10 protein-coding genes are annotated in these 10,679 nt (G+C 70.0%); 6 read left to right on the forward strand and 4 right to left on the reverse strand.

Annotated elements, in window-relative coordinates:
• Positions 1–3: 3 nt before the first annotated feature.
• The gene (locus OG555_RS14055; protein WP_329483296.1) at positions 4–828 is read left to right on the forward strand and encodes a class I SAM-dependent methyltransferase; all 825 of its coding nucleotides are present in this window, start codon (positions 4–6) and stop codon (positions 826–828) included.
• Here OG555_RS14055 and OG555_RS14060 read toward each other — a convergent pair whose 3' ends face one another.
• Entirely contained in the window at positions 829–975 is a 147-nt protein-coding gene (locus tag OG555_RS14060; protein ID WP_329483297.1) for a hypothetical protein, read from the reverse strand.
• 114 nt (positions 976–1,089) lie between these two features.
• On the opposite strand from OG555_RS14060, the gene OG555_RS14065 reads away from it, so the two are divergent.
• Positions 1,090–1,947: an Fpg/Nei family DNA glycosylase gene (locus tag OG555_RS14065; RefSeq protein WP_329483299.1), complete on the forward strand. Its 858-nt coding sequence runs from the start codon at positions 1,090–1,092 to the stop codon at positions 1,945–1,947.
• 14 nt (positions 1,948–1,961) lie between these two features.
• On the opposite strand, the gene OG555_RS14070 is transcribed toward OG555_RS14065, so the two are convergent.
• Positions 1,962–2,801: a hypothetical protein gene (locus tag OG555_RS14070; RefSeq protein WP_329483300.1), complete on the reverse strand. Its 840-nt coding sequence runs from the start codon at positions 2,799–2,801 to the stop codon at positions 1,962–1,964.
• 139 nt (positions 2,802–2,940) lie between these two features.
• Between OG555_RS14070 and OG555_RS14075 the strand changes: the two genes are divergently transcribed.
• Positions 2,941–3,264 (forward strand): rhodanese-like domain-containing protein, encoded by a 324-nt coding sequence (locus OG555_RS14075; protein WP_329483301.1) that lies wholly within the window; start codon positions 2,941–2,943, stop codon positions 3,262–3,264.
• Between the two features lie 75 nt (positions 3,265–3,339).
• Here OG555_RS14075 and OG555_RS14080 read toward each other — a convergent pair whose 3' ends face one another.
• Positions 3,340–3,531 carry a hypothetical protein gene (locus OG555_RS14080; protein WP_329483302.1) on the reverse strand — a complete coding sequence of 64 codons (192 nt, stop codon included), beginning with the start codon at positions 3,529–3,531 and terminating at the stop codon, positions 3,340–3,342.
• Positions 3,532–3,612: 81 nt separating this feature from the next.
• On the opposite strand from OG555_RS14080, the gene OG555_RS14085 reads away from it, so the two are divergent.
• The 3 genes from OG555_RS14085 (at position 3,613) to OG555_RS14095 (ending at position 8,858) form a co-directional block, all read left to right on the forward strand.
• Positions 3,613–4,260, forward strand: a complete 648-nt coding sequence (locus OG555_RS14085; RefSeq protein WP_329484820.1) for a response regulator transcription factor — start codon at positions 3,613–3,615, stop codon at positions 4,258–4,260.
• A gap of 143 nt (positions 4,261–4,403) precedes the next feature.
• Positions 4,404–7,823, forward strand: a complete 3,420-nt coding sequence (locus OG555_RS14090) for a phosphodiester glycosidase family protein (RefSeq protein ID WP_329483303.1) — start codon at positions 4,404–4,406, stop codon at positions 7,821–7,823.
• Positions 7,824–7,958: 135 nt separating this feature from the next.
• On the forward strand, positions 7,959–8,858 hold the full coding sequence (locus OG555_RS14095) for a S66 peptidase family protein (protein WP_329483304.1): 900 nt from the start codon (positions 7,959–7,961) through the stop codon (positions 8,856–8,858).
• On the opposite strand, the gene OG555_RS14100 is transcribed toward OG555_RS14095, so the two are convergent.
• Positions 8,842–10,635: a S9 family peptidase gene (locus OG555_RS14100; protein ID WP_329483305.1), complete on the reverse strand. Its 1,794-nt coding sequence runs from the start codon at positions 10,633–10,635 to the stop codon at positions 8,842–8,844. The two genes, OG555_RS14095 and OG555_RS14100, sit on opposite strands and share 17 nt — an antisense overlap.
• Between the last annotated feature and the right edge of the window lie 44 nt (positions 10,636–10,679).

Here is a 10,679-nt window from a genome sequence, read left to right on the forward strand (position 1 = left end):
ACCGTGACCGACTACCGGGACGTGAATCGGGCCAGCTGGGACGAGCGGGTCCCGGCGCATGTGGCGTCGCCGGACTACCGGGTGGCGTCGTTCGAGCAGGATCCGTCGTACCTCAGCGGGGTGGTCCGGTTCGACGTCCCCCGGCTGGGCGACATCGCGGGGCTGCGCGGGGTGCACCTGCAGTGCCACATCGGCACTGACACGGTGTCCCTCGCGCGGCTCGGGGCGCGGATGAGCGGACTCGACTTCTCGGCGCCCGCGGTCGAGCAGGCGCAGTCGCTGGCCGATCGGCTCGGGCTCACCGCGGACTTCCACGTGGCTGATGTCTACGACGCGGTCGAGGTGCTCGGCGCGTCGTCGTACGACCTGGTCTACACCGGGATCGGCGCGCTGTGCTGGCTCCCCGACATCCAGCGCTGGGCGGACACAGTCGCCGGACTGCTCAAGCCCGGTGGGCGGCTCTTCGTCCGCGAGGGCCACCCGATGCTGTGGGCGCTCGCCGGTGAAGGCCTCGAGGAGCCCGTGCTGAGGCACCCGTACTTCGAGACGCCCGAGCCGATCGTCTGGGACGAGGGTGGGACGTACGTCGAAACCGACGCAGTGTTCACCGCGAACCTGACGCACGAGTGGAACCACGGCCTGGCCGAGATCATCACCGCGGTCCAGGGTGCCGGGCTGACGTTCGACTCACTCACCGAGCACGACAGTGCGCCCTGGAACGCCCTGCCCGGCCTGATGACCGAGGACGCCGCAGGCGAGTGGCGGCTGACGGAGAACCCGCTCCGGCTCCCCGCCACCTACACCCTCCAGGCCCACCGCGCCCAGTGACTACTGCGCCCCGCTCCGGCGCTGCTGAACCTTCTGGAAGGCTTCCTTGATCTTCTGCTGGTTCTCCGGCTTGCTCAACTCGCGCTGCACGACCTGAGCCAACGTCGCGACGACGGCACCCTTCACCAACGTCTTCACAAACCCCATGAGGGCCTCCCTACTCTGTTGCCCCCGACGGTAGCCGCCCCGCCCAACCCCTTCCATAGGTGATCCGCCGGAGAAACCCGGGAAAGTGTCCCTGGCTTTTGGCACACTGGGTTCGTGCCTGAGTTGCCGGAGGTGGAGTCGCTGGCGGGGTTCCTGCGGGAGCGAGCCGTCGGGCAGGCGTTCGTGCGCGCCGACATCACGGCGATCAGCGCGCTGAAGACCTACGACCCGCCGATCTCGGCGCTGGTCGGGTTGCTGATCGACGATGTGCAGCGGCACGGGAAGTTCCTGGACATCTCCGCGCAGGGCGTGCACCTGGTGATCCACCTGGCGCGGGCTGGGTGGCTGCGGTGGAAAGAGGAGCAGTCGACGACGCTGGTCCGGCCCGGCAAGGGGCCGATCGCGTTGCGGACGGTGCTCGATGACGGTTCCGGGTTCGACCTGACCGAGGCGGGCACGCAGAAGAAGCTCGCGGTGTACGTCGTCCGCGACCCGGCCGAGGTGCCGGGGATCGCGCGGCTCGGGCCCGATCCGTTCACGCTGTCGCTCGAGGACTTCGGTGCCATCCTCAAGCGGGAGGGCCGGGTCCAACTGAAGGGCGTCCTGCGGAACCAGTCGGTCATCGCCGGCATCGGCAACGCATACTCCGACGAGATCCTGCACGTCGCGAAGATGAGCCCGTTCAAGCCGGCCTCCAACCTCTCCGAGGACGAACTGAAGACTCTGTACGACGCCATGCGCGAGACCCTTCAGGACGCGGTGGATCGCTCCGCCGGCCTCGCCGTACAGGATCTGAAGTCGGAGAAGAAGTCCGGTCTGCGGGTGCACGGACGCACGGGCGAGAAGTGCCCGGTCTGCGGTGACATCGTCCGCGAGGTGAGCTTCGCCGACTCCTCGCTGCAGTACTGCGCCACCTGCCAGACCGGCGGCAAACCCCTTGCGGACCGCCGCCTGTCCAAGCTCCTCAAGTAGGCGAATCCAGTCAGTCACAGGTGGATGACGTAGGGTGACGACGCCGAGCGGCGGCCGGCCTCGAGGCGGAGCTGCAGTTCGTGGGCACCTGCCGGCCCGGCGAGGCGGGTCGCCCAGCCGATCGACCGGCCCGCGGCGAGATCGTCGAACGTCCACTCGCGGTCGATGGCGGACCACCCGGGCGGCAGCGGCAGCACGACCTCGCCACGCGCTCGCCCGCGGCCGAAGTTCGTCACCAGGACGGTGAGCTCGCCGGACGTCCCCGGGTGGATCGAGGCCAGCACGGTGCCGACCGGCGCGACGAGCGTCCGTCGTACGCCGGTGGGGACGAGGAGCGGGAGCACGCGTCGGGCCGGCATCGGGAACGGGCCGATCGTCGACCGCAGCAGTTGATGACCCGAGACGACGTACCTCCGGCCGGCCAGCCGGACGTGCTGCTGGGCGTCCGGGTCCATCGGGCCGAGGAAGCGTACGGCGACGTCCGCGGAGCGGCGGGCGACCAGGTGGGCGGTTGTGCCGGTCGGGGTGACGTCCCAGACGCCGTCGGCGTTGGCGGTGACGGTGTCCGGCGGGACGATGCGGAGCTTGCCCTGCAGGGCGACCCGGACGAGCGGCGGTTCGCCTGAGTCGGGCAGCCGGACGATCAGGTCGTCGCCGTCGTGCCGCCAGGTCAAGGCCTTGCCGGTGCGGTCCTCGACGACGTGCAGCGGGGTGGTGGCCAGACCGGGCAGGCGGACCTCGTGGTCGGGTGGCCGGCGGGCGATCCGGAGCAGCAGCAGTTCGCGACTCCGCAGAATTGCCTCGCCCCAGGGCTGCGGCTCGAACTCCCCCGGGATCCCCTGTATCAGTGCCACGGCCGCGCCTCCTTCGAGCCACGGTCCGCAATCCGGCGGCCGGTGTCAATGTGATATCCCACCCATCGGGCAATCGCATTCCCAACCCTCCTCGGCGGAACCTACGGAGGGAGGCTGCTGATCTGACATGCTTGGTCGCATGTTCCAGAACCAGGAGATTCCCTCGGTCGTCGTGGCCGATCTCGACGACGTGTTGCTGGCGGATGCGTTCGTGCTCGACGTGCGCGAGCCGGACGAGTGGGACCGCGGGCACATCGAGGGTGCCAACCACATCCCGCTCGGCGAACTGCAGGAGCGGGTCGGCGAAGTGCCCCTGGACCAGAAGGTGCTCTGCGTCTGCGCGGTCGGTGGCCGGTCCGGGATGGCGACCCAGTTCCTGAACCAGCTCGGCCGCGAGGCGATCAACCTCGACGGTGGCATGCACGCATGGCAGACCTCCGGCCGCCCGGTCAGCACCAACTGACGACTCCCGGCAACGGCATCGGGTTCGGCGGCCGCCCAGTCATCCAGGGCGATCCAGAACCTGAGCTCTGCCCGGTCAACTCCCGCGATCTCCAACGCGGCGACCGTCCGGCAGGGTGGCCTCGACCAGCCACCCGCCCCCGGGGATCGGTCCGGTGACCAGCCGGCCACCCAGCTCCTGCACCCGCTCCCGCAGCCCGACCAGCCCGCGACCCGTACCGGCCAGACCCGGCCGCTCCTGGATCGAGTGGTCGTTCTCGATGCTCACGGTCACCTCGCGACCCGACCCGTTGACCAGCACGCGTACGGCGGCGCCCGGTGCGTAGCGGAGCGACCGCCCCGGTCGAAGATCCGCGTGCTCGTCGCCGACGACCAGACCCTGGTCCGCACGGGCTTCCGGGTGATCCTGGAGGCTGAGGGAGACATCGCGGTGGTGGCCGAAGCCGACACCGGAACCGAGGCGATCAGGCAGGCTCAGCTGGTCGAGCCCGATGTGATTCTGATGGACATCCGGATGCCCGGACTCGACGGACTGTCGGCCACCGAGGAGATCCGGCGGCACCCGAACGCGCCGACGATCATCGTGCTCACCACGTTCGACCAGAACGAGTACATCTACCGGGCGTTGCGGGCCGGCGCGGCCGGCTTCCTGCTCAAGGACTCCCCGTCGACCCGGCTGGTCGCGGCTGTTCGCGCCGCTGCCACCGGCGACTCGCTGATCGAGCCGGCGATCACCCAGCGGCTGGTCGAGCGCTTCGTCGAGCCAGTCCAGCCGCAAGAGCTGCCCCCGGAGCTGGCCGCGCTGACCGACCGCGAGCGCGACGTACTGCGGCTCATCGCCCGTGGGCTGTCGAACGCGGAGATCGCGGCCGAGCTGGTGGTGGCCGAGACGACCGTGAAGACCCACGTCGCCCGGGTCCTGACCAAGCTTGGCATCCGCGATCGCGTCCAGGCGGTGGTGGTCGCCTACGAGACCGGGTTCGTCACTCGGCACTGATCAGTGGAGGAGAAAACCTTCCGATCAGGCTCTGGAGGCGTTACTTTGTCACCGGTCGGTTGACCGGCGTACACCTGTGTCTCATGCGGCGGTAGAGCGCACAGCGTCGGATGGCCGCGTCCGTCCACGCTGGGGAGGCTGTCGTGTCGCTCTTCCGTCCACTCGCCACCACGCTCGGCATCGGCGGTCTGCTCGCCGGCGCCGCGCTGAACCCGGCGTTCGCACAGCCTGTCCCCGGCCCGCAGCCGGTCGAGGCGCAGCGGCCTTCGTCGTCGAGCTCGGACATCTCCGACCTCGCGATCGCGCCGGCCGGCGAAGGGCTGGTGACCAGCCGGCAGGACAGCCCGGTCGCGCCCGGCGTCAACTACACCGCCTTCGAGCGCCTCGACGCCCGCGGCTGGTTGCGTGGCGACATTCTCGCCACCGACCTGGACAAGCACGGCGTCACCGTCGACTACGTCAACACCGGCAAGGTCTCCGGCGGTACGCCGCTGAGCCAGCAGTTGGCCCGGAAAGGCGCGATCGCCGGGGTCAACGGCGACTTCTTCGACATCAACGACACCACCGCGCCGCTCGGCGTCGGGGTCGAGCGGTCCGGCCGGCTGATCAACGCCCCGGCCGCCGGCCACAACGACACCGCGGTGATCGGCAAGGACGGACTCGGCGCGATCGCCCAGCTCTTCCTGCAAGGAACGGCGACCGACGACGACGCGACGAAGCTCCAGCTGACCAACCTCAATTCGCCGGCCGTCAACTCCGGCGGCATCGGCCTCTACACCCCGGAGTGGGGCGACGCGGCCCGGACCAGGACCGTGGACGGCCTGCCGACCGTCCGCGAGGTGATCCTTCGCGACGGTGTGGTCGTCTCGTCGGCCACCACTCCGGGCACCGCCCCGCTGGCCGCGAACGAGCAGGCGCTGATCGGCCGCGAGGCCGGCGCCGACGCGCTGACCGCGTTCGAGGTGGGCGACAAGGTCGACGTGCAGTACGGCCTGCGCCCCGACGCGACGGATGTCGCGGTCGGCATCAGCGGCAACACGCAGCTCGCGAAGGACGGCAAGGTCCCCGACGACGTGCCGGACGCCGACCTCGCGCCGCGGACCGCGATCGGGTTCGACGCGGACGGCAGCCGGATGATCCTGCTCACCGTCGACGGCCGGGCGACCGGCTCCCGCGGCCTGTCGCTGAAGGAGATGGGTCAGCTGATGATCGGCCTCGGGGCCGACGACGCGCTCAACCTGGACGGCGGCGGCTCGTCGACGATGCTGGCCCGGACGCCGGGCAAGGCGGCGCCGCAGGTCGTGAACGACCCGTCCGACGGTGGCGAGCGGCTGATCCCGAACGGCCTCGGCCTGCTGCCGGTGAAGGGTTCCGGCAAGCTGAAGGGCTTCCGCGTCGAGGCGGTGGGCACCGCGGCCGAGGAACCGGACGCCGACATCTCCCGCAGCTCCCGCGTCCTCACCGGCCTCAGCCGCGTCCTCACCGCCACCGGTCACGACGAGACGTACGCGCCGGCGACGGGTACGCCGTACTGGTTCGGTGGGAGCAATGTCCGGGTCGACCAGCATGGAGTGGTGATCGGTCGCAAGGCCGGCGACGCGGTGATCACGGCGGCCCGCGGTACGGCGAACGGAAGGTTCCCGATGACAGTGCTCGGTCCGCCGACCCGCTTGGCGCCGTCGACCCGGCAAGTGTCGTTGTCCGACGCAACGGCCAAGGGCTTCTTCGAGGTCGACGGCTACGACGCCGACGGCTTCTCGACCTGGATCGAACCGCGCGACGTCAAGCTGACCTACGATCCCGCGGTCGTGAATGTGGTTGCGCGCGGCAACGGGTTTGACGTGAATGCCCTGAGCAACGAAGCGGTGTCGACCGTGATCACCGCCACGGTCGGCAACCTGTCGACGCAGCTCAGTGTCACGGCCGGGCTGGCCAGTACGGTGGTGGACGAGGTCGACGACCTGAGCAAGTGGGCGGCGAACGCCGTTCCGGTCGGTGCGGCGACGGCGTCGCGGTCGGCGGCCGAGGGCCATGACGGTGGCCAGGCGATCGCGCTCGACTACTCGCTCACGGGCAGTACGGCGACGCGAGCGGCGTACCTCTCGCAGACTCCGCAGCAGACGCTCCCGGGACAGCCGCAGAAGCTCGGCGCGTGGGTGTACGGCGACGGCAAGGGCGCGTGGCTGCGGGCGAACGCGTACGACGCCGCCGGCGGCACCGCGCAGACGCTGAACCTCGCGGCCGCGGTCGACTGGACCGGCTGGAAGTACGTCGAGGCCGACATCCCGCCCGGTCTGACGATGCCGCTGCGGTTCTGGCGGATCTACGTGGTGGAGACCGTGCCGACCCGGCAGTACTCGGGCCGGATCATCATCGACGACCTGACCGTGCGCAGCGCGCCGCCGGTGACGATGGAGCCGCCCGCGAAGGTGATCGACCCGATGGTGGTGACGGACGGGACGGTGACCGGCGGCGGCCGGTGGCGGTTCGCGGTGATGTCGGACGCGCAGTTCACCTCCGACGACCCGAACTCGGACTACGTCAAGCAGGCCCGGCGGACGATCCGCGAGGCGCTCGCGCAGAACCCGGACTTCCTGGTGATCAACGGTGACTTCGTCGACCGCGCGTTCGGGCCGGACATCGCGCTGGCGAAGCAGATCATCGACGAGGAGGTCGCCGGCAAGGTGCCGGTGCACTACGTGCCGGGCAACCACGAGACGTACGGGCCGGGTGACCTGTCCGAGTGGACCAAGGTGTTCGGGTCGCCGACCAGCACGTTCGATCACAAGGGCACGCGGTTCATCCTGCGCGACTCGTCGCTGGGATCGCTCCGGGCGGGCGGGTTCGACCAGATCCTCGACCTGCGCAAGCAGTTGGACGACGCGGCGACGAACACGACGATCCGCAACGTGGTGGTGATGGCGCATCACCCGATCGACGATCCGTCGCCGACGCAGAACTCGCAGCTCGGCGACCGCAAGGAAGCCGCCATGATCGTCCAGTGGCTGGCCGGCTTCCGGGCCTCGACCGGCAAGGGTGCGGCGTACATGGCGGGGCACGCCGGGACCTTCGCGGCCACCCGGACGGATGGCGTCCTGCTGCCGCTGACCGGCAACTCCGGCAAGAGCCCGGCCGCTGCTCCGGACGCCGGCGGCTTCACCGGCTGGGCCCTGGTCGGGATCGACCCCAAGGCGACCGCGGCGCCGGCCGGCGAGCGCAAGTGGTCGGCGCCCGAGCGATCATGGTTCCAGGTCGAGCTAAGGCCTCACGTGGACACGCTCGAGCTCACCGCTCCGGCCTCCCTCCAGCGCGGTCAGACGGCAGCTGCCTCGGCGACCGTCGTCCAGGACGGTCGCCGGGTCCCGGTCGCGTTCCCGGTGTCGTCGGACTGGTGGGGCTCAGCGTCCCTCCACATCGGCCCGGCCGGGACCGCGCCGTTCTGGGCGGTCGCGTCGTACGACCCGGCGACCGGTCAGCTGACCGCGCTCCGTCCCGGCACCGCCCAACTCGGCGTCACCGTCAACGGAGTCTCGAAGAGCACCACCATCGAGGTGGGCTGGTAGGTGTGCGGGTCAACAGGACGTAGTCATGTAGTAGGTCCTCGGTTCACGCTCAGCGGGCGAGTGGTTCGGGCGGAATGAGGCACTACTACCTGTCCATCTGCACGCGGCGACCGGCCGTCGGGTAGCGTCCGGCGGGTGACTGACGTGGTGGTGCCGCAACGGCTGCGGACTGGTGATCGGGTTGCTGTGGTGGCGCCGTCGGGGCGGGTCCAGGCGGAGCGGCTGGAGATCGGGGTCGAGCGCCTGAAGGCGTGGGGGCTCGAGGTCGAGGTGATGCCGGCGGTGCTGGCCGGGCATGAGCGGTTCAGCTACCTGGCCGCGGACGACAAGGCCCGGGCCGAAGACTTGCGAGCGGCTTGGCTGGATGAGCGGTTCGCTGCGGTGTTCTGTGCGCGCGGTGGGTACGGCGTGCAGCGGATGCTCGAGTACGTCGACTTCGACGAGTTGGCGGCGGTGCCGAAGTGGTTCATCGGATTCAGCGATATCAGCGCACTGCACGAGCCGCTGAACGCCCGGGGCCTGGTCACGGTCCACGGACCGATGGCCGCCACAGTGGAGCAGCTGGGTGTTCCGGAGGGACGGGAGCGGCTGTGTGCGTTGCTGTTCGAGCCGGAGAGTGTGACTGACCTGCTCGCGCCTGTTGGAGCTCGCACTGTGGTCGATGGCGTGGCCGAAGGGCGGCTGCGGGGCGGCAATCTGGCGTTGCTTGCGTCGAGCCTCGGTACGCCGACCTACGCGGCGCCGGCGGGTGTCGTCGTCCTGGAGGACGTCAACGAGGAGGCATATCGGGTGGACCGGTTGCTCACCCAGTTGCTGCGGTCCGGGTGGTTCGACAAGGTGACCGGTGTCGTGGTCGGGGACTTCAGTGAAGCGGCCGATCCGATCGACGACGTGGTCCACGAGCGGCTCGAGCCACTCGGCGTACCGATTGTGGAGGGGGCCGCGATCGGGCATGAGGCTTTGAACCTCGCCGTACCGCTTGGACTGCCGGTACGGCTCGACGCGACCGCGGGGACCCTCACTCCGCTGTGGTGAGATGCTCCCGGAGGAAGGTGAAGGCCTGCGGGTAGGCGTCCAGGCGGTTCTTCAGCTTGGCAAGGCCGTGGCCTTCATCCGGGTAGACCAGGAGCCGGCACGGTACGTCGCGCTTGGTCAGCGCCTCGGTGATCTGCTCAGCCTCTGACAGCGGCACCCGTGGGTCGTTGGCGCCGTGGATGACGAACAGCGGCGCCCGGATGTCGTCGACCCGGCTCAGTGGGCTCGCGGACTCCAAGAAGTCCCGGTCGGTCGCGAGATAGCCGTACTCGCGCTCCCGCATGGCCCGGCGGTAGTCCGAGGTGTTCTCCAGGAAGGTCACCAGTGAGGCGATCCCGACGATGTCCACACCGGCCGCCCACAGGTCCGGCTGGAACGCGACCCCGGCCAGCACCATGTAGCCGCCGTACGAACCACCCCACAGCGCGGCGTGCCGCGGGTCGGCGCCGATCGACGGGAGCCAGTTGTGGATCGCGGCCAGGTCCTTCACCGAGTCGAGCCGCAGCTCCCGGTCGTCGAGGGAGTACCAGCGCTTGCCGTATCCCGCCGAGCCGCGGACGTTCGGTACGACGACCGTGTGGCCGTCGGCGGCCAGCGACGAGATGATCGGGCTCCACAGGCGCATCGCCGCGCCCTCCGGACCACCGTGCACGTGGACCACGGTGGAACCCAGGTCCGGACCGGTCGGCCGGAACACGAACACCGGCACCTGCTCACCGTCGAACGACGGCACCCGCAGGCTCTCCGGGTGCTCGAGCTCGGCCGGAGGCGCCACCTGACCCGGCGACCGGAGCTCCACGACCTCGCCGGTCGCCGGGGTGTACCGGAACACCGTCGGCGGCGTGATCGGTGAGTTGTAGGTGATCGCCGCGAATGAGCCGTCCGCGGACCAGAGCGGATCCGGCGTCGCAATCGTCAACCCGGCGCAGCCGCCCGAGGGCAGGTCCAGCGGCGCGGTCGCCGAGCCGTCCAGCCGGTGCAGCGCCAGCGAAACCTCGCCGTCCTCCAGTACGCCGACCAGCAGGTGCTCGCCGTCGGGTGAGACCCAGCCGGCCAGGTCGCGGGCGTCGTCCACGAGTACGTCGCTCCACACCGCGTCGGCCAGGTCATAGCGGCGTACTGCCATCCGGTCCCGGTCTGCGTTGCTCGATACCAGGAACGCGCTGGAGTCCGGCAGCCACGAGACTGCTGTCTGGTCGTTGTGGGCGTCGGCCGGGGTCAGCTCGGTGACGGCCTGCGTAGCCGTGTCGACCAGCAGCAGTTGCATGGAGTTCGCCGGTGCGCTGGCCAGAGACAGCACGACCCAGTGGCCGTCCGGAGAGAGGCTGACCGCCATCACCCAGCCACCGCCGTCGTACAAGGCCTTCTCCGTACCGGTCGGCAGATCGCGGCCGACCAGGTCGAAGTCGACACCGTTGCGCCGGTTGGTGGTGAACAGGATCCGGTCGGGCTTGGCGTCCACCAGGTGGTGGTTGTACGCCGGGTCGTGGACGAGCGGCGTGAGCGTGGGCAGCCCAGGGTTGTCGAGATCGAGCATCGACAGTTGGCCACGTTCGTCGCCACCGCTGTCGTGCTCGACGACCACACGCCGGCTCCCGGGCACGAACCGCGCCCCGCGGCAGGTGTCGCCGAGGTCGGTGAGCGCTCGCCACGTCCCGTCGGGGGCGATCTCGTTGACCTGGCGGACGCCGGTGCCGTCGTAGAGGACGAGCAGGCGACCCTCGTCGTTCACGTCGAGTGCCATCGTGGACGTCAGTGAGAACAGCGTTGTCAGCACCGTCCCATCCTCACATGGGTGGCGGTCACCGGGGGCAGCCCGTG

The organism is Kribbella sp. NBC_01484, assembly GCF_036227145.1.
Taxonomy (GTDB): Bacteria; Actinomycetota; Actinomycetes; order Propionibacteriales; family Kribbellaceae; genus Kribbella.